The organism is Priestia sp. YIM B13489, from assembly GCF_042787645.1.
GTDB classification, from domain to species: domain Bacteria; phylum Bacillota; class Bacilli; order Bacillales; family Bacillaceae_H; genus Priestia; species Priestia megaterium.
Genome location: NZ_JBHZOQ010000053.1, coordinates 3,462,197 through 3,483,196 on the forward strand (window position 1 = coordinate 3,462,197; position 21,000 = coordinate 3,483,196).

At 38.0% G+C, this 21,000-nt stretch carries 19 protein-coding genes; 13 read left to right on the forward strand and 6 right to left on the reverse strand.

Annotation, left to right across the window (positions count from 1 at the left end; genetic code table 11):
- The first annotated feature begins 56 nt into the window (after positions 1-56).
- From gnd to ACFX4W_RS23610, 4 genes are all read left to right on the forward strand, one after another.
- Complete coding sequence (gene gnd, locus ACFX4W_RS23595; RefSeq protein ID WP_043979562.1) at positions 57-953, forward strand: phosphogluconate dehydrogenase (NAD(+)-dependent, decarboxylating); 897 nt, start codon at positions 57-59, stop codon at positions 951-953.
- Between the two features lie 306 nt (positions 954-1,259).
- Entirely contained in the window at positions 1,260-2,996 is a 1,737-nt protein-coding gene (locus ACFX4W_RS23600) for an ABC transporter ATP-binding protein (protein ID WP_280559295.1), read from the forward strand.
- Positions 2,997-3,011: 15 nt separating this feature from the next.
- Positions 3,012-4,817, forward strand: coding sequence for an ABC transporter ATP-binding protein (locus ACFX4W_RS23605; RefSeq protein WP_043979555.1), 1,806 nt, complete (start codon positions 3,012-3,014; stop codon positions 4,815-4,817).
- 153 nt (positions 4,818-4,970) lie between these two features.
- A complete protein-coding gene (locus ACFX4W_RS23610; RefSeq protein WP_013056047.1) occupies positions 4,971-5,633 on the forward strand; it encodes a potassium channel family protein in 663 nt (220 codons plus the stop codon).
- A 43-nt stretch (positions 5,634-5,676) separates the two neighbouring features.
- Here the strand turns inward: ACFX4W_RS23610 and rnjA are convergent, their stop codons facing one another.
- Together rnjA and ACFX4W_RS23620 are read right to left on the reverse strand one after the other, a co-directional pair.
- Positions 5,677-7,344, reverse strand: coding sequence for a ribonuclease J1 (gene rnjA, locus ACFX4W_RS23615; RefSeq protein ID WP_013056048.1), 1,668 nt, complete (start codon positions 7,342-7,344; stop codon positions 5,677-5,679).
- 5 nt (positions 7,345-7,349) lie between these two features.
- A complete protein-coding gene (locus tag ACFX4W_RS23620) occupies positions 7,350-7,559 on the reverse strand; it encodes a DNA-dependent RNA polymerase subunit epsilon (RefSeq protein WP_013056049.1) in 210 nt (69 codons plus the stop codon).
- Between the two features lie 548 nt (positions 7,560-8,107).
- Here ACFX4W_RS23620 and ACFX4W_RS23625 point away from each other — a divergent pair.
- Positions 8,108-8,890 (forward strand): Cof-type HAD-IIB family hydrolase, encoded by a 783-nt coding sequence (locus tag ACFX4W_RS23625; RefSeq protein ID WP_162213857.1) that lies wholly within the window; start codon positions 8,108-8,110, stop codon positions 8,888-8,890.
- A 28-nt stretch (positions 8,891-8,918) separates the two neighbouring features.
- Here the strand turns inward: ACFX4W_RS23625 and def are convergent, their stop codons facing one another.
- Together def and ACFX4W_RS23635 are read right to left on the reverse strand one after the other, a co-directional pair.
- Positions 8,919-9,473, reverse strand: coding sequence for a peptide deformylase (gene def, locus ACFX4W_RS23630; protein ID WP_013056051.1), 555 nt, complete (start codon positions 9,471-9,473; stop codon positions 8,919-8,921).
- 174 nt (positions 9,474-9,647) lie between these two features.
- Positions 9,648-9,758 (reverse strand): YjcZ family sporulation protein, encoded by a 111-nt coding sequence (locus tag ACFX4W_RS23635; RefSeq protein ID WP_016763434.1) that lies wholly within the window; start codon positions 9,756-9,758, stop codon positions 9,648-9,650.
- 169 nt (positions 9,759-9,927) lie between these two features.
- On the opposite strand from ACFX4W_RS23635, the gene ACFX4W_RS23640 reads away from it, so the two are divergent.
- The 6 genes from ACFX4W_RS23640 to ACFX4W_RS23665 all read left to right on the forward strand — a co-directional run bounded on the left by ACFX4W_RS23640 (position 9,928) and on the right by ACFX4W_RS23665 (position 16,583).
- Positions 9,928-10,593: a YkyA family protein gene (locus ACFX4W_RS23640; protein ID WP_162213858.1), complete on the forward strand. Its 666-nt coding sequence runs from the start codon at positions 9,928-9,930 to the stop codon at positions 10,591-10,593.
- Positions 10,594-11,174: 581 nt separating this feature from the next.
- A complete protein-coding gene (gene pdhA / locus ACFX4W_RS23645) occupies positions 11,175-12,290 on the forward strand; it encodes a pyruvate dehydrogenase (acetyl-transferring) E1 component subunit alpha (protein ID WP_013082293.1) in 1,116 nt (371 codons plus the stop codon).
- Between the two features lie 3 nt (positions 12,291-12,293).
- Positions 12,294-13,271, forward strand: coding sequence for an alpha-ketoacid dehydrogenase subunit beta (locus ACFX4W_RS23650; RefSeq protein ID WP_013056055.1), 978 nt, complete (start codon positions 12,294-12,296; stop codon positions 13,269-13,271).
- Positions 13,272-13,373: 102 nt separating this feature from the next.
- Positions 13,374-14,675, forward strand: coding sequence for a dihydrolipoamide acetyltransferase family protein (locus tag ACFX4W_RS23655; protein ID WP_013082294.1), 1,302 nt, complete (start codon positions 13,374-13,376; stop codon positions 14,673-14,675).
- 3 nt (positions 14,676-14,678) lie between these two features.
- Complete coding sequence (lpdA, locus tag ACFX4W_RS23660; RefSeq protein ID WP_013082295.1) at positions 14,679-16,091, forward strand: dihydrolipoyl dehydrogenase; 1,413 nt, start codon at positions 14,679-14,681, stop codon at positions 16,089-16,091.
- Positions 16,092-16,340: 249 nt separating this feature from the next.
- Entirely contained in the window at positions 16,341-16,583 is a 243-nt protein-coding gene (locus tag ACFX4W_RS23665; protein WP_043979546.1) for a hypothetical protein, read from the forward strand.
- Between the two features lie 49 nt (positions 16,584-16,632).
- On the opposite strand, the gene ACFX4W_RS23670 is transcribed toward ACFX4W_RS23665, so the two are convergent.
- Positions 16,633-18,153: a glycine betaine uptake BCCT transporter gene (locus tag ACFX4W_RS23670; protein WP_057241788.1), complete on the reverse strand. Its 1,521-nt coding sequence runs from the start codon at positions 18,151-18,153 to the stop codon at positions 16,633-16,635.
- 391 nt (positions 18,154-18,544) lie between these two features.
- On the opposite strand from ACFX4W_RS23670, the gene ACFX4W_RS23675 reads away from it, so the two are divergent.
- Positions 18,545-18,670, forward strand: a complete 126-nt coding sequence (locus ACFX4W_RS23675) for a GapA-binding peptide SR1P (protein WP_013056059.1) — start codon at positions 18,545-18,547, stop codon at positions 18,668-18,670.
- Between the two features lie 35 nt (positions 18,671-18,705).
- Here ACFX4W_RS23675 and ACFX4W_RS23680 read toward each other — a convergent pair whose 3' ends face one another.
- The gene (locus ACFX4W_RS23680; protein ID WP_043979540.1) at positions 18,706-20,181 is read right to left on the reverse strand and encodes an aminotransferase class I/II-fold pyridoxal phosphate-dependent enzyme; all 1,476 of its coding nucleotides are present in this window, start codon (positions 20,179-20,181) and stop codon (positions 18,706-18,708) included.
- A 531-nt stretch (positions 20,182-20,712) separates the two neighbouring features.
- Here ACFX4W_RS23680 and ACFX4W_RS23685 point away from each other — a divergent pair.
- Complete coding sequence (locus ACFX4W_RS23685) at positions 20,713-20,982, forward strand: UPF0223 family protein (RefSeq protein ID WP_013056061.1); 270 nt, start codon at positions 20,713-20,715, stop codon at positions 20,980-20,982.
- Positions 20,983-21,000 lie beyond the last annotated feature (18 nt).

A 21,000-nucleotide genomic window follows, 5' to 3' on the forward strand; every position in this document is an offset into this window, starting at 1 on the left:
CACCATACTAACACTAACAACATGATACGAAACTTACTATTGGAGGTAATTTACATATGAAATTAGGTATGATTGGCTTAGGGAAAATGGGAGCAAACTTAGTATTGAATTTACTAGATCATAACCATTCTGTAGTAGCATTCGATGTGAACAACGAAGCCGTACAGAAAGTATCAGAAAAGGGAGCAGAAGGCGCTTCTTCCATTAAAGAATTAGTGAGCAAATTAGAAAAACCACGCATTGCTTGGGTCATGGTTCCGGCTGGAGAGCTCACAGAAAAAGTAATTTCTGAGCTCCAAGAACTGCTTGAAGAAGGAGATATGATTATTGAAGGCGGTAATTCCAAGTATAAAGATTCTGTACGACGTGCTGCAGCTTCTGCTGAAAAAGGAATTCACTACTTTGATGTTGGAACAAGCGGCGGAATGGAAGGTGCCCGAAACGGTGCTTGTATGATGATTGGGGGAGATAAAGAAGCATTTGCTACAATCGAACCTATTTTCCGCGACATCAACGTAGAAAACGGCTATCTCTATTCAGGTGTAGCAGGAAGCGGCCACTTCTTGAAAATGGTTCATAACGGAATTGAGTACGGCATGATGCAAGCAATTGCTGAAGGTTTTGATGTGTTAGAGAAAAGTGAATTTGACTATGACTATGAAGCTGTAGCCCGCGTATGGAATAATGGCTCTGTTATTCGCTCATGGTTAATCGAATTAATGGAACGTGCATTTTCAAAAGATGCAAAACTTGACAGTATTAAAGGAGTTATGCATTCTTCCGGTGAAGGAAAATGGACGGTTGAATCCGCTCTAGATTTACAAGTGCCAACGCCAGTTATTGCTCTATCGTTAATGATGCGCTATCGCTCACTTGAAGACGATACGTTTACAGGTAAAGTAGTTGCCGCTCTTCGCAATGAGTTCGGCGGACATGCAGTAGAAAAACAATAAAAAAAGAGGCTGGAACAAACGTATTTTAGACGAATCGAAAAATGAACCATTGATCAACATGTTTGATTAGTGGTTCATTTTTTTGTTATGGTGAATAATTTCGTCAGTGTAGATCTTTCTAGCAGTTCAACTCATGTATTCCATTTGTTCGTCTTTAGATTGAATTCATTTAGTTATATCCCACCCTCTTTTTTATGACTATTTACCTTTTTTTGAAAAAATATCTAAAAATTATGGTAAATTATTTCGGGAACCGATATATTTAAATATGTGTGCCGCATTTTAGCTAAAGGAAGGACGGGGTATATGGAAACGTTTAAAAAACTAAAAGATTTTTATTTACCGTACCGAATGTACTTTTTTTATTCTGCTATTTGCTTGTTGTTTGTAACCTCCATCACTGTGATTTACCCTATTGTGCTGCAATATACGATTGATCATATTGTGTTAGGAAAACAATATCAGCTAGTCGATAATGTAGCATTTATTTTTATTGGGCTAATGATTGTCAAAGGAATCTTTACATATATTCAGCAATATTACGGCGACTTATTTGGAATTAAGTCCGTGTATACTCTTCGCAATAAACTTTACCGCAAACTTCAGTATTTACCGTTTTCTTACTATGACAATGCTAAAACAGGGGACTTGATGTCCAGGTTGACAGCTGATGTAGAAGGATTTCGTTTTTTTCTATCTTTTGGCTTCTCAGAATTAATTCGCTTCGTTATTTTACTTACTGCCAGCTTTTCCGTTATGTTCTATTACTCTATTTCACTAACTCTTGTCACAATCTGTCTGCTGCCTTTTTTAGGGGTAGCTGTTTATCGTTTTGATAAACGCGTTCATCCAGCGTTTCGCTTAATTCGCCAATCGTTTGGGGAGCTCAATACAAATGTCCAAGAAAATATAAGCGGTATACAAACGGTCAAGTCATTATCAAGAGAAAAATTTCAAACATCTAAATTTAACGACTCCAACGGAGTTTATAAAAATCGAAACATTGAAACCGCGAATGTGTGGGCAACTTATTTCCCCTTAATGGAGTTTATAGGAAACTTATCTATTGTTGGTCTCCTTGCGTACGGAGGAGCGCTTGTTATGAACGGAAGTGTACGTCCGGGAGAGCTTGTTGCTTTCTTTAGCTTAACCTCTTATTTAATGTGGCCTATTATGAATTTAGGGTTTGTTATCAATATGTTTTCACAGTCTAAAGCTTCAGGTGAAAGGCTGCTGGAAATTTTAGAAGAAGAAGAAAAAGTCCATGAGCATGCCGGAAGTTTCTCTATTAATGGAACGGTCGAGTTTCAACATGTTAGCTTATCCTATCCAAACGAAGAAAAAAAGTCGCTTGAGAACATATCTTTTTCTGCTTCTAAAGGAAAAGTAGTAGGTTTAATCGGAGCAACTGGAGCCGGAAAAACAAGCTTAACCCAGCTGCTCACGAGGTTTTACGAACCGACTTCAGGACAAATCTTAGTTAACCATTGTCCGATTAAAGAGTATCCGCTCTCCGTTCTTCGGAAAGAAATTGGTTTTGTACTTCAAGAAACCTTTTTGTTCTCAAGCAGTATAGGAACCAACATTTCCTATGGTGTGCCGGGTATTTCTAGAGAAGACATTATTGATGCTGCAAAACGAGCGCAGGCGCATGACTTTATTATGGAGCTTCCGGATGGGTATGACACGATGCTGGGAGAGAGAGGACTGGGGTTATCAGGCGGACAAAAGCAGCGCATCGCGATTGCACGAGCGCTTATCTTAAACCCTAGCATCTTAGTATTAGATGATGCCACGAGTGCTGTTGATATGAAAACAGAAAGAGAAATTCAATTGGCTTTAAAAGAAGTGATGAAAAATCGTACTACGTTTATTATCGCACACCGCCTTTCTTCTTTGCGACATGCCGATGAAATCTTAGTCTTGCATGAAGGTCAAATAAAAGAGAGAGGAAGCCATAAAACGCTCATTCAAAAGGAAGGGATTTATAAAAATATTTATGACATTCAATATGAAAGCAATACGTCAGTGATGAACGTATAACAAGGGAGGAATAGAATGGAAGCCGAAAAAAATAAAGTTGTGCGAGAGCGCTTTTATTATCAAACAGATCAAATCATTGATAAGATGTTTAACTGGAAGCAAATGGCCCGCTTGTTTCGTTATCTTCATCCATATCGAAAAAACTTGCTTCCTTTCTCGTTTCTTATGGTCATTATCACAACGGTCATTAGACTCGCTATTCCTATTTTGATAGGTGTATATACGCTTGATCATGCTGTAAAAGATAAAAATAGCACGCTGCTCATGCAGTTAGTTTTCATAATCTTTAGCTTGTATGTACTATCTTATATTTCGAATATCTTTCGAATTAAATGGATGAACCAACTCGGGCAGCACGTTATATATGATTTAAGAAAACATTTATTTACGCATATTCAAGGGCTGTCGCACCGGTTTTTTGATACGCGTTCAGGAGGCTCTATTCTTGTAAGGATCATGAATGATATTAACTCTCTTCAAGATTTATTTACCAACGGGGTAGTTAACCTGTTTATGGATCTCTTATTGTTAGTGGGGATTGTAGTTATATTATTTTCTCTCAGTCCTGCTTTGACATGTGCTGTTTTAATCATTTTACCGGTTATGTTTTTGATTTCCACAAAGCTGAGAAGAAGAATTCGTCGGTCGTGGCAAGTTGTTCGTATGAAGCAGTCAGTATTAAATTCACATTTAAATGAGAGTATTCAAGGCATTCGCGTCACTCAATCATTTGCTCAAGAACAAGAAAATATGCTGTTTTTTGAGCGCATAAACAGTGAAAATTACGAGAGCTGGAGGCAAGCTACTCGAAAAAATGCCATGTTTCGACCGTTTGTAGAACTCACAAATGCTGTCGGAACGGCTATTTTAATTTGGTTCGGTGCTGTACTTATTCAAGATGAACGGCTAACAATTGGTATTTTTGTATCATTTGCTTTTTATCTTGGAATGTTTTGGGAACCGATTTCTCGTTTAGGGCAAGTGTATAATCAATTATTAATGGGAATGGCTTCATCCGAGCGTATTTTTGAATTTCTAGATGAAAAACCTATCGTCGCAGATTTGGAAACCGCTACGTCTTTAGAGGATATGAAAGGAAAAGTTGAGTTCAAGCACGTCTCATTTTCCTATGATGGGAAGCGGAAAGCTTTAAACAACGTATCAATTGACATAAAAGAAGGCCAGACGGTTGCTTTAGTGGGGCATACTGGATCCGGAAAAACGTCCATTGCTAATTTAATCACACGTTTTTATGATGTGAACGAAGGGCAGATTTTAATTGATAATATGCCTATTCAAGATATTACGTTAGCGAGTTTACGAGCGCAAATTAGTATTGTGCTGCAAGAAACCTTTATTTTTTCAGGAACTATTATGGAAAACATTCGGTTTGGAAAACCGGATGCTACTGATGATGAAGTGATTAAGGCCGCGGAAGCGGTAGGGGCTGCAGATTTTATAAAGCGTCTGAAAAAAGGCTATGATACGGAAGTAGAAGAGCGAGGAAACGTCTTATCCGTGGGAGAGCGTCAATTGATTTCATTTGCTCGAACGCTGTTGGCTAATCCTCGTATTATCATTTTAGATGAAGCGACAGCAAGCATCGATACAGAAACAGAAGTGAAGATTCAACAGGCGCTTAAAACGCTGTTAAAAAACAGAACTGCCATCATGATTGCTCATCGGTTATCTACTATACGAGAGGCAGATAACATCATTGTATTAGATCACGGAAGCATTATTGAAACAGGGAATCATGGGGAACTAATGCAGCAAAAAGGCGTATATTATGACCTTGTTCAAACCCATGCTACAGCTTAAAAAAACAGAGGGAGCTCATCCTTCTGTTTTTCTATGAGTGTGAGAAATAGTAAAGAGATATAAGTGTTAACGGGAAAATGAGGTTGATACAAAAGAATTGTGGTAAAATAACGGTAGTTCAGATTTTTTCCTGTACATAATGGAGGAATTCAAATGAAAAAAGAATTTGCAGTCATCGGATTAGGTAGATTCGGAGGAAGTATTTGTAAAACATTAAGCGATCAAGGAATGGAAGTTCTGGCGATTGATATTGATGAAGAAAAGGTAAATGAGTATGCTAACGTTGCTTCGCATGCAGTAGTAGGCGATTCAATGGATGAAGGGGTTCTAAAAAGTTTAGGAATTCGTAATTTTGATCATGTTATCGTAGCTATTGGTGACAATATTCAGGCAAGTATTTTGACGACCCTTATTTTAAAAGAGCTGGGCGTTGAAAAAATAACGGTAAAAGCGCAAAATGATTATCATGCCAAAGTATTATCAAAAATTGGCGCTAATTTTATCGTGCATCCCGAACGAGATATGGGCCGAAGAATTGCCAATAACATGATTTCAAACAGCGTGCTAGATTATTTAGAGCTATCTGAAGAACACAGCATTGTCGAATTAGTAGCGAGCAAAAGAATGGCTGGCAATACGCTGATTGAGTTAGACATTCGTGCAAAATATGGCATTAACATTGTAGCCATTAAGCGTGATCGAGATATCATCGTTTCTCCTCAGGCGTCCGAAACGATTCAAGAAGGGGACGTGTTGATTGTTATTGGAGCAGATGCAGATATCAACCGCTTCGAAAATAAATTTGCCAGTGCTTAATAAAAAAAGAGCAGATGCAATTGCATCTGCTCTTTTTCTTTTATTAAACCTCCATAATGATTGGTAAAATCATTGGACGGCGCTTTGTTTTTTCGTAAAGGAATGGAGCCAATGTGTCTGTGATTTCATTTTTAATCTCAGACCATTGTGACGTACGACGTTCCATCACTTTGTTCAAGTGTTTTGTAATGAGGGACTGTGCATCATTAATTAAGTCGCCAGATTCGCGCATATAAACAAAACCACGAGAGATAATGTCTGGACCAGCAGCGATCTTGAAGTCTTTCATATTGATGCTTACAACAACAATAACAAGACCTTCTTCAGATAAAATGCGGCGGTCACGAAGTACGATATTTCCAATGTCACCAATTCCGCTTCCGTCAATATATACAGAGCCTGAAGGGATTTTGCCAGCTACTGAAGCTTCGCTGTCGCTTAAAGCTAGCACTTCTCCATTATCCATAATGAAGCAGTTTTCTTCAGGAACTCCACAGTCTGTTGCAAGTTTGATGTGCATCTTCTGCATGCGATACTCACCGTGAATTGGCATAAAGTATTTTGGTTTCATCAAACGAAGCATTAATTTTTGCTCTTCCTGTCCGCCGTGTCCAGAAGTATGGATATCGTTTAGAGCACCGTGAATAACCTCTGCTCCTGCACGGAATAGCATATCAATTGTTTTGCTAACACTTACTGTATTTCCTGGAATAGGTGAAGATGAGAATACAACCGTATCTCCAGGGATAATTTGAATTTGGCGGTGAGTACCGTTTGCAATTCTAGATAGCGCTGCCATCGGTTCACCTTGGCTGCCTGTACATAAAATAGTCACGCGGTTAGCTGGAATTCGGTTAATTTGAGAAGGCTCAATGAACGTATCTTTTGGACATGAAATATATCCAAGCTGTTGGCCAATCTCAATAGCTGCTTCCATACTGCGTCCGAATACAGCAACTTTACGGTTATGCAATACGGCTGCTTCCACTACTTGCTGTAAGCGGTGAATATTTGAAGCAAACGTTGCAAAAATAATACGGCCGTCTACTTTACGGAAAATGTCATGAATGCTGTCACCTACGCGGCGCTCAGACATCGTAAAGTTAGGAATTTCACTGTTTGTACTGTCTGAAAGCAAGCATAGAACGCCTTCTTTGCCGATTTCAGCCATTTTTGTTAAGTTAGCCGGTTCGCCCACTGGTGTAAAATCAAACTTGAAATCTCCTGTATGTACGATTTGTCCGTTTGGTGTTTTTACCACAATTCCGTAAGAATCAGGAATACTGTGAGTTGTGCGGAAGAACGTTACCGATGTTTTACGGAATTTAATTACGTCATCTTCAGTAATTTCATGAAGCTGAGCTGTACGAAGCAACCCATGCTCGTCTAATTTGTTGCGAAGAAGTCCAAGGGCTAATTTCCCTGCATAAATAGGAATGTTTAATTCTCTTAATAAGTAAGGAATTCCGCCGATGTGATCTTCATGACCATGTGTAACGAAAAGGCCACGGATTTTATCTGCATTTTTTACTAAATAACTGTAGTCAGGAATAACGTAGTCAATTCCTAAAAGCTCATCTTCAGGGAATTTAATTCCTGCATCAATAAGAATAATTTCATCTTGAAACTGTACGGCATACGTATTTTTACCGATTTCGCCTAGTCCACCCAGGGCGAAAACTGCCGTTTGATTATTTTTTACAAATTTCATTTTCATCATATCTCCAATACTTTAAAATCTTCATGCTGTTGTTCATATTCTAGATAGTCTCCAGTCACTGCTTGAACAAACTCAATATTAATTGAACGCGCTTTTAACTTTTTACGAACGTCACGCTCAGAATCTGCGTTCACATACACTGTTTTTGTATTTTCACGTACAGCTACTTCACTCATTTTTTCTTGAAAATAAACTTTAAAAATCATAACAAAAATCTCTCCTTAATTCCGAAATTCAAATAACTTATTTTATTATATTATAAAATGTGTATGTATTTCATGTATTTTCTAAAGAAACTTGCTTTCACTACATTTTAGTCATCTAAATATAACAAGTCAATTAATTATAGAATAATATTAATAGGAAACGGATACAAGACTATATTTTCCGGGCGTATAAAAAATAAGGGCTATTCCATTGTACGATGCAGACACACACTCTGCAAATTTTACAACAGAAAGCCCTAAAAAAATCGATTATGCCATCGTTTTTTTACGCAATAATTCATTCCAGCGTTTTAGCAGCCTTTTTCGAAAATCTTTTAACATGATTTTTCAGCTCCTTTGTTTTTTGCAATACCTGCCTGTCTCTCTCTGTACTTCTATTATATGATGAAAAGGGAGAGGTTTCTCGTGGTTAAATATGGAAAAAATGTAAATAGGACCGCCCATTTATAGAGAAACTAGCGCTTGTTTGATATAATTGGAAAGGCTTAACAAAGAGATAAAAAATTATAAAAAATAAGGTGATAAACGTGGAACAAAAGATTATTTTTTTTGATATTGATGGAACGTTATTGGATCATGATAAAAAACTGCCTGCTTCTACAAAAAAAGCTGTCCAGCTGTTAAAAGAGCAGGGGCATGAAGTGGCAATTGCAACTGGAAGGGCTCCTTTCATGTTTAAAGATCTGCGTGAAGAGTTGGATATTCAAACATATATTAGCTTTAATGGTCAGTATATTGTTTTAAATGGAGAAGTTCTTTACAAAAACCCGTTAAATAAAGAAGAGCTTCAAGATTTAACAGCTTTTGCTGTTGAGCATGATCACCCTGTCGTATACATGGATCATGAAGATATGAAATCAAACATTGAGTTTCATGACTATATCGAATCCAGCATCAGCACGCTGAAAATTGGATTTACCCACCCTCACCACGATCCTACTTATTTCGAAGGGCGTGAAATTTATCAATCCCTCTTATTCTGTACAGCGGGAGAAGAAGCTCCTTATGAAGAAAAATTTAAGAAATTTGACTTTATTCGCTGGCATGAATTTTCAACTGATGTTTTGCCAAAAGGTGGATCAAAAGCGCGAGGAATTGAGACCATGATTGAAAAGCTTGGCTTTGACAAAAAAGATGTATATGCATTCGGAGACGGCTTAAACGATATCGAAATGCTGGAATTTGTCGGAAATGGCGTAGCGATGGGAAATGCGGAAGAAGTCGTGAAAGAAGTTGCTAATCTTGTTACAAAAGATGTAGGAGAAGATGGTATTCTCCACGGATTAGAGCTAGTAGGATTATTAAAGTAAGAAAAACGCGAGCTCTAGCTCGCGTTTTTCAGCGTTCATATGGAAAAGCATTTTCAGGTTCTTGAAATGGATTTTCTTTATTAATGTAATCATAAAACATAATTCCGTCTAAATGATCAATTTCGTGCTGAAAGACAACAGCAGGAAGACCTTTCAAACGAATTTTCACTTCTTCGCCTTCAAGCGTTGTGCCTTTTACTGTGATACGTGCATATCGAGGAACAAATCCTGGGATATCTTGATCGACAGACAAGCAGCCTTCACCGCCTGTAAGGTAGGTCTTTTCAACTGAGTGGCTAATGATCTTAGGGTTAAATAATGCATAGCTGTATAGCTTGCCTTTTTCATCCGTAACGTGTACCCCAATCATTCGTTTTGATACATTAATTTGAGGAGCGGCAAGCCCGATACCAGATCGCAGTCCATATTTAGCAGCAATTTCAGGATCTTGGCTGTTTTTTACATATTCTAATAAGCTATGTAAAATCTTTTTGTCTTCTTCAGAAGCAGGTAACGGTACTTCTTTTGCTACTTCTCGCAGCGTTGGGTGTCCGTCTTGAATAATATCGTTCATTGTAATCAACTTTCACATCTCCCTAGGCTATTTTATAGGTATAAAGTGTACCAAATCCGTATAAAAAAGTCATTACCTCGACCTTGATCACATAAATGTTTCTACTAATTATATGTATCAAACATATGGAAAAACATGCATAAGAAAAAATAAAAGCGACCGTTGGCCGCTTTTATTGTATAATTACCAGCCGCCACAGCTGCAGCCGATAATAACTAATAAAATGAACAGTACGATTAATAACACAAAACCTTTATTAGAACCGCCACAGCCATATCCACCATAACCCAACATAATGTAACCTCCCGTAGTTATCAATCCCAAGGTAAAAAGTAATAAACTCCCTTTTTTTCACGATTGGGTTAGTATAATATATTAAAAGGTGGAAAAAGGGTGTAGATAAATTGCTAATTTCCTACAAAAATTGTATAATGACCCATGAATAAGGGAGGATTTACCAGATATGAAGTGCGTCGGAAGATATATAGTTATCGGCATTGCTGCTATGTCACTAGCAGGATGTGCAGAGGGCTCATCGCCTGAGCTTGAGGTATATAATGGATTAGAAAAAGTGGTAGCACAAGAAAAGCAATTTGCTGATCAGCAAAAACCGTTAGCTGATTTAGAACAGCAAGAAAATGCGATATACGACCAAATTATTGAGCTAGGGATTAAAGATAAAAAGAAAATAAAAAATAAAGCACAAAAAGCGCAGCAGTTATTAGATGAGCGTGAAAGTAAATTACAAAAAGAAGAAAAAAGCATCAGCGCTTCGCAAAAACAATTTGAAGCGACAGAGCCGAAGATCCAAAAACTAGAGGATGGCAAAGCAAAAGAAGAGGCGCTTGAACTATCTTCGTTAATGAAGAAGCGTTATAAGGCGTACCAGTCCTTACATGATGCCTATCTTCATTCCATTGAATTAGATCGTCAGCTATATACGCTCTTTGAAAAAGACAATGTGAAATTAGAGAATCTTGAAACACAAATCGCTTCAATCAATGCTACTTATAAAGAAGTTGAAAAGAAAAAAGAAGCGTTTAACATATTAACAGCTGACTATAACAAAGCCAAAGAGGATTTTTATAACAAAACGAAGTTAAAGGTGAAAAATAGCGAGGGTAAATAAGAAGGCCTGTGAAGTTTACAGGTCTTTTTTTTTGGCTGAAAAGGAAGGTTTTCTGAAATAAAGAAAGAGTTTCGACATGATTCAAGTAAAAATTACAAAAGGTTATTGTTTTAAAAAATCGTTTATTTGTGGCAAGATAGGAGATGTGCAGACGTAAAAAAAGAAAAGGTTATTATAAAACATATAATACAGTTTGCATCTGTGTAATAGTACAGCATGTCTTTTTTATGTGTTTTATTTCACAAACTAAAAAAGCGTAATTTCTTGATGTAAATGCATTGACGAACTGTTTTAGTGTATTGTAAACTAGGTAGCGTAGTAAGTGTTGTATTAATCATTTTTGCAAAATAATTAATACAGTTTAACGAAACGCTCGTTTCGCTTAAACTTTCCTTTTACGTAAATGTTTGCACAGAATTCGCTGGGGAATACATAGAAATGTTAAGGATTAGCGAATTCAAAAAGCTACTCGACAAAATATGACTTTTACTTGTCCATTTGGGACATTCTAAAAGCGTGTATGTTTGTTTGATTAGTAAAATGAATTTATACGGCTTAAATGAAAGGAAGAGGTGACTTAGATGGCTGCTAAAACTAAAAAGGCTATTATTGATGTATCAAAGCAACTTGATAAAATCGCTGAGCAGTACCAAACGTTCCAAATTCTTAATGAAGAGGGCGAAGTAGTAAATAAATCAGCGTTGCCAGATTTATCTGACGAAAAATTAAAAGAGTTAATGACTCGCATGGTATACACTCGTATTCTTGATCAACGTTCAATTTCATTGAACCGTCAAGGTCGTTTAGGTTTCTATGCACCAACTGCTGGGCAAGAAGCTTCTCAAATCGCTTCACATTTCGCATTAGAAAAAGAAGACTTCATTTTACCTGGGTACCGTGATGTGCCTCAGTTAATTTGGCATGGTCTTCCACTATATCAAGCGTTCTTATTCTCTCGTGGTCATTTCCACGGTAACCAAGCGCCAGAAGGTGTAGATATACTTTCTCCACAAATCATCATCGGTGCACAAATCGTGCAAACTGCTGGTGTGGCACTAGGTCTTAAAAAGCGCGGTAAAAAAGCAGTAGCGATCACTTATACAGGTGACGGCGGAGCTTCACAAGGTGACTTCTACGAAGGTATGAACTTCGCAGGTGCATTCAAAGCTCCGGCAATCTTTGTTGTACAAAACAACCGCTTTGCAATTTCAACACCAGTTGAAAAGCAATCTGCAGCACGTACAATCGCTCAAAAAGCAGCGGCTGTTGGTATCCCAGGCGTTCAAGTAGACGGTATGGATGCACTAGCAGTATACGTTGCAGTAAGCGAAGCTCGTGAGCGTGCAGTAAACGGTGAAGGTCCAACTTTAATTGAAACATTAACTTACCGTTATGGTCCACATACAATGGCTGGTGACGATCCAACTCGTTATCGTACAGCTGAGCTTGACACTGAGTGGGAAAAGAAAGATCCACTTGTTCGCTTCCGTAAATTCTTAGAAGCTAAAGGCATCTGGAATGAAGAAGAAGAAAACAAAGTAATCGAGCAAGCTAAAGAAGATATCAAGCAAGCTATTAAGAAGGCTGACGATTATCCAAAACAAAAAGTTACAGATTTAATGGAAATCATGTACGAAACTATGCCTTCAAACTTACAAGAGCAATATGAAATCTACAAAGAGAAGGAGTCGAAGTAAGCCATGGCGCAAATGACAATGATTCAAGCGATTACTGATGCGTTACGCACAGAAATGAAAAACGACGAAAACGTATTAGTTTTTGGTGAAGACGTTGGCGTAAACGGTGGAGTATTCCGTGCGACTGAAGGTCTTCAACAAGAATTCGGCGAAGATCGCGTATTCGATACGCCATTAGCTGAATCTGGTATCGGTGGTCTTGCTGTGGGTCTATCGACTCAAGGTTTCCGTCCGGTTCCTGAAATTCAATTCTTTGGTTTCGTATACGAAGTACTTGATTCTGTATCAGGTCAAGCTGCACGTATGCGCTACCGTTCTGGCGGTCGCTGGAATGCACCAATCACATTCCGTTCACCATTCGGTGGAGGCGTTCATACACCAGAACTTCACGCTGATAGCTTAGAAGGTATCGTAGCATCTCAACCTGGTTTAAAAGTTGTAATTCCTTCAACTCCATACGATGCAAAAGGTCTTTTAATTTCATCAATTCGTGATAACGATCCGGTTGTATACTTAGAGCACATGAAGCTTTACCGTTCATTCCGTCAAGAAGTGCCTGAAGAATCATACACAATTGATTTAGGTACAGCTGATGTGAAACGTGAAGGTACAGACGTAACGCTTATCGCTTACGGTGCAATGGTACACTCATCATTAAAAGCAGCTGAAGAACTAGAAAAAGAAGGTATCTCTGCTGAAGTAGTGGACTTACGTACAGTTCAACCTTTAGATATCGATACAATTCTTGCATCAGTTGAAAAAACTGGTCGCGTAGTAGTAGTTCAAGAAGCTCAAAAACAAGCTGGTATCGCAGCTAACGTTGTAGCTGAAATTAACGATCGTGCAATCTTAAGCTTAGAAGCACCAGTATTACGTGTAACAGCACCGGATACTGTGTTCCCATTCTCTCAAGCTGAGGGCGTATGGTTACCAGACCACAAAGATATCGTTGAAACAGCTAAGAAAGTACTTGAATTTTAATTAGCATTTTACTGTGATAGAAATCAGCTTTGTGCTGATTTCTGTCTTAGATAAAATAAACACTAACAAATTGAACGCAACTAACTAGGAGGGTGAAGACACGTGGCATTTGAATTTAAACTGCCGGATATCGGTGAAGGTATCCACGAAGGTGAAATTGTAAAATGGTTCGTAAAAGCTGGAGATGAAATTGATGAGGATGATGTACTAGCAGAAGTACAAAATGACAAAGCTGTTGTTGAAATCCCATCTCCTGTAAAAGGTAAAGTATTAGAAGTAAAAGTTGACGAAGGTACAGTAGCTACTGTAGGACAAGTTATCGTTACTTTTGATGCTCCTGGATACGAAGACTTAAAATTCAAAGGTGACGATCATGATGATGCACCAGCAGAAGAAGCTAAAGAAGAAGCTTCAACTGAAGAAGTGACTGAAGAAGCAACAGCTCCTGCAGCACAAGCTGATGTTGATCCTAACCGTAAAGTAATTGCTATGCCTTCAGTGCGCAAATATGCTCGTGAAAAAGGTGTAGACATTAAAGCTGTTCCTGGTTCAGGTAAAAACGGACGTATTGTTAAAGATGACATCGATGGCTTCCTATCTGGTGGTTCTACAGCTACAGCAACTGCTGAAGCTCCAGCTAAAGAGGAAACTGCTTCAGCTGAACCAAAAGCAGCAGCAGCACAAGCTATTCCTGAAGGCGACCTACCAGAAACTCGCGAGAAAATGAGCGGTATCCGTCGTGCAATCGCAAAAGCTATGGTTAACTCTAAACACACTGCTCCACACGTAACCTTAATGGATGAAATCGATGTAACAGCTCTTGTTGCTCATCGTAAAAAATTCAAAACAGTTGCAGCAGATCAAGGTATTAAATTAACATTCTTACCTTACGTGGTAAAAGCGTTAACTTCAGCACTTAAGAAGTTCCCAGCTCTTAACACTTCAATCGATGACTCTACTGATGAAGTAATTCAAAAACATTACTACAACATCGGTATCGCTGCTGACACTGAAAAAGGTCTTTTAGTACCAGTTGTGAAAAATGCTGATCGTAAATCTGTGTTCGAAATTTCTGATCAAATTAACGACCTTGCTGGAAAAGCACGTGATGGTAAATTAGCTCCTGCTGAAATGAAAGGCGCTTCTTGTACAATCACAAATATCGGTTCTGCTGGTGGACAATGGTTTACTCCTGTTATCAACCACCCAGAAGTTGCAATTCTAGGTATCGGACGTATCGCTGAAAAACCAGTTGTACGCGACGGTGAAATTGTAATTGCTCCAGTATTAGCATTATCACTAAGCTTTGACCACCGTATTATCGATGGCGCAACAGCTCAAAACGCTCTTAACCAAATCAAGCGTTTATTAAATGATCCAGAATTATTATTAATGGAGGCGTAATAAATGGTAGTAGGAGATTTCCCAATCGAAACTGATACTCTTGTCATTGGTGCTGGCCCTGGTGGCTACGTTGCAGCAATTCGTGCAGCTCAATTAGGTCAAAAAGTTACAATCGTAGAAAAAGGTAACCTTGGAGGCGTATGCTTAAACGTTGGTTGTATTCCTTCAAAAGCATTAATCGCTGCAGGTCACCGTTTTGAACACGCTAAACATTCTGAAGACATGGGGATTATCGCTGAGAACGTAACAGTTGATTTCTCTAAAGTTCAAGAATTCAAAAACGGCGTTGTAAACAAACTTACTGGCGGTGTTGAAGGCCTTCTTAAAGGTAACAAAGTTGACATCGTAAAAGGTGAAGCTTACTTCGTTGACAGCGAAACTGTACGTGTAATGGATGAAAATTCTGCACAAACGTACAAATTCAAAAATGCTATCCTTGCAACTGGTTCTCGCCCAATCGAGATCCCTGGATTCAAATTCTCTGAGCGCGTAATCAACTCTACAGGTGCATTAGCGCTTAAAGAAGTTCCTAAAAAATTAGTTGTAATCGGTGGAGGTTACATCGGTACTGAGCTTGGTACTGCTTTTGCTAACTTCGGTACAGAAGTTACATTTGTAGAAGCTGCTGATGAAATCTTAGCTGGTTTTGAAAAACAAATGAGTTCACTTGTTAAACGTAACCTTAAGAAAAAAGGAAACGTTGAAATCTATACAAAAGCAATGGCTAAAGGTGTTGAAGAAACTGCTGACGGCGTACAAGTTACGTTTGAAGTAGGCGGAGAGTCAAAAGTAATCGATGCTGACTACGTATTAGTTACTGTAGGTCGTCGTCCTAATACTGATGAGCTTGGTCTTGAGCAAGTTGGCGTTAAAATGACTGACCGTGGCCTTATCGAAATCGATAACCAAACTCGTACATCTGTAAGCAATATCTTTGCAATTGGTGATATCGTAACTGGACCACCACTTGCACACAAAGCTTCTTACGAAGGTAAAATCGCAGCTGAAGTAATCGCTGGCGAACCTGCTGAAATTGACTACTTAGGAATTCCAGCAGTTGTATTCTCTGAGCCTGAGCTTGCATCTGTAGGTTATACTGAAGCACAAGCGAAAGAAGAAGGATTAGCTGTTAAAGCTTCTAAATTCCCATTTGCTGCTAACGGACGTGCGCTTGCACTTAACGCTGCAGAAGGCTTCTTAAAGCTTATCACTCGTAAAGAAGACGGAGTAGTTGTTGGTGCTCAAATCGCTGGACCTAGCGCATCTGATATGATCGCTGAGCTTGGTCTTGCTATCGAAGCTGGCGTAACAGCTGAAGATATCGCATTAACAATTCACGCTCACCCAACATTAGGTGAAATCACAATGGAAGCTGCTGAAGTAGCTATTGGAAGCCCAATTCACATTGTAAAATAATGTTTTTAAAAAGCTGATGCGTATGCATCAGCTTTTTTTTTGAAGAAAACGGTTTTCATAAAGTATCAGATGCTTGTCAGACAGTTTTTGTGGATGATGAGTATCTCCTTTAGAGGAAACGTGTAAAAAGCGCTGAGGCAGTCTTAAATGAGCTCTAGATGCATACATATGAAGTGGGACGTGCTTTCCTTATAGGTAGATAAAAGAATTGCTCTTTTGGATAACGAATGAAAAGGCGGCGAAGGAGCTATGAAGACGTATTTCGTTTGGAGCTTACACATTGTTATTTGGGTGGGTTATTCACTGGTTGAATTGCTATCAAAACGTGATCAGTTGACATCTAAAATTATTTTATTTTTAGTATTTGCTTATTTAGCTTACGGCATAGCAGAAATGAACGTCAAATCTAAAAGACTGGCGCTTATGATGACGGGTACGACTTCAGCTGTCTGCTTGACATGTTATCAACTAATTTTATTTTGCACAGCGTAAGATTGCATAAAAAAAGCGTTAGCTTATATAAGCTAACGCTTTTTTTGTCTTACACAGATTTCTTTTCTCTTTTCAATGCGCCTTCTTCTTTAAATGCTTTCATTAATGAGAAGACGGTTAGCACCAGCACAATTGAGAATGGAAGTGCTGCTATAATCGCAGCTGTTTGGAGCGCGTCCAAACCACCTGTCCAAAGCAGAATGATTGCTGTTAACGATTGAATTAATCCCCACGTAAGTTTAATAGAGCCTGAAGGATTTAGATCACCATTTGTTGTCTGCATTCCTAAAACAAATGTAGCTGAGTCAGCTGATGTAATAAAGAACGTAGCAATTAAGCAAATAGCGACAATGGACATGAACGTACCAAATGGAAACTGTTCAAGTACATAGAATAAAGCAACTTCTGTTCCTTTATTGTTGATAACATCCATAACAGGAAGATCCTTAAAAAAGTCTAAGTAGACCCCAGAACCTCCGAATACAGCAAACCATAATCCACCAAATACGGTCGGAACAGCTAGTACACCAATTAAAAATTCTCGAATGGTTCTGCCTCGTGAAATACGAGCAATGAACGTACCAACGAACGGTGCCCAAGCGATCCACCATGCCCAGTAGAAAATTGTCCAATCTTGAACCCAGGTGCTGTTATCAAACGGGCTCAATCGAAAACTCATTGACGGCAAGTTTTGAATGTAGCTGCCAATGGTTGTAACGAATAAGTCCATAATAAAGTTGGTTGGACCTGCAAATAACAAGAATAGCATTAGCAGAATAGCTAAAACAATATTAATGTTACTCAAATACTTAATACCTTTGTTCAGCCCCGTCTGTGCTGACAGCATGAACAAGAACGTCACGATAATAATAACAATTAATTGAGTCGTGAAATTATTGTCAATACTTGGCGACAAGTAAGAGGCTCCACCGGTAATTTGAATAGCGCCCAGTCCTAGAGACGTTGCCACCCCAAAAATAGTTGCAAATACGGCGATGACGTTTATGATCGTTCCAAGAGGTCCATCAACACGTTTTCCTAATAGTGGACGTAAAATATTGCTGATGATGAATGGATAACCTTTTCTAAATTGAAAATATGCAAGGGCCAGTGCAAGAACGGAATAAATAGCCCAAGGATGTAAACCCCAGTGGAAAAACGAATAACGTAGAGCTGCACGAGCTGATTCTGCTGTACCGCCTTCACCAGAAGGTGGAGTATGAAAATGATTGATTGGTTCTGAAACACCCCAGAATACAAGTCCAATCCCCATACCAGCACTAAATAACATGGCAAACCACGAGACATAACCATACTGAGGCTTTTCGTCAGGTTTACCTAATTTAATGTTTCCGTACTTTGAAAAAATTAAGTACAGCGTAAAAACCAAGAATAATGTAGCCGCTAATAAATAATACCAGCCAAATTTCTCGATGATAAAACTATGTATTGCCGATGTAACAGGTGTGAGCGCTGCGCTTCCTAGCGTAGATTCCGGAATAACACCCCATACGATAAATACTGCAGCAATAATAACCGAAATGATAAAAACGGGAGTCAGTTTTTTCATCGATTAACACTCCTTTCCTATTCTATTTTACATAACATAGTGTTTCATATAGCCTTTTCAGCTATACATGAAACCACATGGTTATACATTTTAGTGAAGTTTGTATGAAATGTCTACCCTATTAGTAAGAAAAAGCGGAAAGAGAACAAATTCTTATTTTTCTTAATTATTTTAAAGTGCTGAAATAGATGTGAAATTAGACATTGTTTTTCATATAAATAGAGATGATGCTAAGCGTTCAGCTTTTTGAAAACAAATATAACATTTATGTGAAAAATATTTTTAATGTGACATACTAATTAGTTGTTGACATATTTAATGTGACATAATAATATAATATCAAGAGTTGTAAAACGCTTACAAAAAAGACGGTTAAAGGGGAGTTTACAAAATGGGAACAATCGTATGTCAAACATGTAACTGCACAATTGATCATTTCGAAGATGAGAAAGTGACGCGATTATACTCAACATGTAAAAGCGGAGAATGTCAAAAGGCAGATGAAGATTTAGATTAATTCAATAAAAAAAGGTGCGGATTTCCGCACCTTTTTTATTGAATTGCTTTATGTTCTTTAATGACACGAAATGTTTTTAATTCAAAATCTTCCGGACCCTGCACAGGTAAACCTGCCTCTAAGTTTGTTTCAATGTAGGTTAAATTTTCCTCAGTGATGATTTCCCCAGGAATAAAAATAGGAATACCAGGAGGGTAGACCATCACAAATTCCGCAATAATACGGCCTGCCGATTCATGAAAAGGTACCACTTCGGTTTCAGCGTAAAAAGCATCGCGAGGTGTTAAAGCCAATACAGGAATATCAGGCAATAAAATAGCCGGTTTTGCCGTTGTCTCAGAAAGATTATGGAATTTTGCAGATAACTCACGCAGAGCCATGATCAGACGTGAAAGGTCTTCCTCTGTATCTCCAGGCGTGATAATACATAGAATATTATAAAGGTCAGACATTTCAACTTCGATATTATGAGCTTCACGCATCCATTTTTCTACGTCATAGCCCGTAATTCCTAAATCTGAAACAGAAATAATTAATTTAGTAGGGTCTAAATCATACGTAGCTTTTGTCCCTAAAATTTCTCTGCCTATACATCGGATATGCTCAATGGTATTAATTTCTCTTCGTGCTTTTTCAGCAAGAGAAATTGCACGTTCAGCCAGCTCTTTTCCTTCTGTAGCTAATCGTTTTCGTGCAACATCTAAAGAAGCCAGCAGCAGATAAGATGTTGATGTTGTTGTCAGCATGCTTAAAATAGACTGTACACGTTTTGGAGAAATTAAGCCTTCGCGTATGTTTAGAATTGAACTTTGCGTCATAGAGCCGCCTAATTTATGCACGCTTGTTGCTGCCATATCTGCGCCGGCCTGCATAGCAGACAAAGGCAAATCATCATGGAAGTGAATATGAACGCCGTGAGCTTCATCAACAAGTACAGGAACTTGATACGAGTGGGCAATTTCTACGATTTTACGAAGGTCTCCGGAAATTCCAAAATAAGTTGGATTGATAACAAGCACTGCTTTTGCTTCAGGGTGCTGCTTTAAGGCTTTTTCTACAGAGTCCGATGTAATACCGTGAGAAATGCCAAGATTTTCGTCAATTTCAGGGTGAATAAAAATAGGCGTAGCTCCTGAAAAAACAATCGCACTCATAACAGATTTATGCACGTTTCTAGGAACGATAATTTTATCTCCAGGCCCACATGTCGCCATGACCATTGCCATAATTGCTCCGCTCGTTCCTTGAACAGAGAAAAAAGTATGGTCAGCACCGAATGCTTCTGCAGCTAAATCTTGCGCTTGTTTGATAATGCCTTTTGGCTGGTGAAGGTCATCAAGAGGACCGATATTAATTAAATCAATGGATAAAGCATCATCGCCAATAAATGAGCGGAATTCAGGATCCATTCCATTTCCTTTTTTATGTCCAGGGATATGGAATTGTGTTGGGTTTTTCTTAGCGTGATTAACCAATCCAGTAAATAATGGAGTTGAAAATTGAGAAGACAACTTTGCTATACACCTCTTTTATCATAAATTGTCAGTCCCTCTAAGCAAAGCTTAGAGGGACTTTGATTGTTTTTTTATCAAATTACAGCATTCAATTTTATATACCAAAAACTAGTGGCTGTTGAATTCTACATATTAAAATATCACATCTTTTTTCTATAAAAGAAATTCAACAGAAATGCTATTCGGCAGTTTTCTTGATTTTAACCATTATATAAATGAATGAAACGTGTATGTTTACTACTGTTTGATAATATAAATACAATTTTTAGTTAAAAAAATACAAGTAATTGTAAACTGCTTATTACTAATGATTTTATAGTTCTTTATGTTTTGAAAATCCCCATAAAACAAAAGAATTATAGCACTTATTAACCCATTTGCAAAGATATTTTAAAGAGAAAATAAAAAGAAAAAAAAGGAGAAATTCTTTTGTGTGAAAAGAGAATAAATTTTGTGTACATTATAGATTGTGATAGAGTTAAGAATATAGATATACATAGATTGAAGAAATAAATGGAGTGATGAGAAGTGGAATATCAATACCCTATCTCCCTTGATTGGAGTACAGAAGAAATTATTGATGTAGTGAAGTTTTTTGAAAGCATTGAACGAGCTTATGAAAAAGGTATTGAGCGTGATCACCTAATGGCAGTCTATCGCCGATTTAAAGAAATTGTGCCAAGTAAAGCAGAAGAAAAAACAATCTGTAACGATTTTGAAGATCAAAGCAAATACTCTTCTTATCGAACGATTCAAAAAGCAAAGGCTGCTTCTTCTGGAGACATCATAAAAATGTAAAAAATGGAGCCAAGCTTG

What these genes read in the sequence shown, in the direction of transcription:
- ACFX4W_RS23665 (WP_043979546.1), top strand. Translation starts at nt 16,341, where the DNA reads ATGAAGACGTATTTCGTTTGGAGCTTACACATTGTTATTTGGGTGGGT.
- lpdA (WP_013082295.1), top strand. Translation starts at nt 14,679, where the DNA reads ATGGTAGTAGGAGATTTCCCAATCGAAACTGATACTCTTGTCATTGGT.
- ACFX4W_RS23670 (WP_057241788.1), bottom strand. Translation starts at nt 18,153, where the DNA reads ATGAAAAAACTGACTCCCGTTTTTATCATTTCGGTTATTATTGCTGCA.
- gnd (WP_043979562.1), top strand. Translation starts at nt 57, where the DNA reads ATGAAATTAGGTATGATTGGCTTAGGGAAAATGGGAGCAAACTTAGTA.
- ACFX4W_RS23620 (WP_013056049.1), bottom strand. Translation starts at nt 7,559, where the DNA reads ATGATTTTTAAAGTTTATTTTCAAGAAAAAATGAGTGAAGTAGCTGTA.
- ACFX4W_RS23600 (WP_280559295.1), top strand. Translation starts at nt 1,260, where the DNA reads ATGGAAACGTTTAAAAAACTAAAAGATTTTTATTTACCGTACCGAATG.
- ACFX4W_RS23605 (WP_043979555.1), top strand. Translation starts at nt 3,012, where the DNA reads ATGGAAGCCGAAAAAAATAAAGTTGTGCGAGAGCGCTTTTATTATCAA.
- ACFX4W_RS23650 (WP_013056055.1), top strand. Translation starts at nt 12,294, where the DNA reads ATGGCGCAAATGACAATGATTCAAGCGATTACTGATGCGTTACGCACA.
- ACFX4W_RS23635 (WP_016763434.1), bottom strand. Translation starts at nt 9,758, where the DNA reads ATGTTGGGTTATGGTGGATATGGCTGTGGCGGTTCTAATAAAGGTTTT.
- ACFX4W_RS23640 (WP_162213858.1), top strand. Translation starts at nt 9,928, where the DNA reads ATGAAGTGCGTCGGAAGATATATAGTTATCGGCATTGCTGCTATGTCA.
- ACFX4W_RS23675 (WP_013056059.1), top strand. Translation starts at nt 18,545, where the DNA reads ATGGGAACAATCGTATGTCAAACATGTAACTGCACAATTGATCATTTC.
- ACFX4W_RS23610 (WP_013056047.1), top strand. Translation starts at nt 4,971, where the DNA reads ATGAAAAAAGAATTTGCAGTCATCGGATTAGGTAGATTCGGAGGAAGT.
- rnjA (WP_013056048.1), bottom strand. Translation starts at nt 7,344, where the DNA reads ATGAAATTTGTAAAAAATAATCAAACGGCAGTTTTCGCCCTGGGTGGA.
- pdhA (WP_013082293.1), top strand. Translation starts at nt 11,175, where the DNA reads ATGGCTGCTAAAACTAAAAAGGCTATTATTGATGTATCAAAGCAACTT.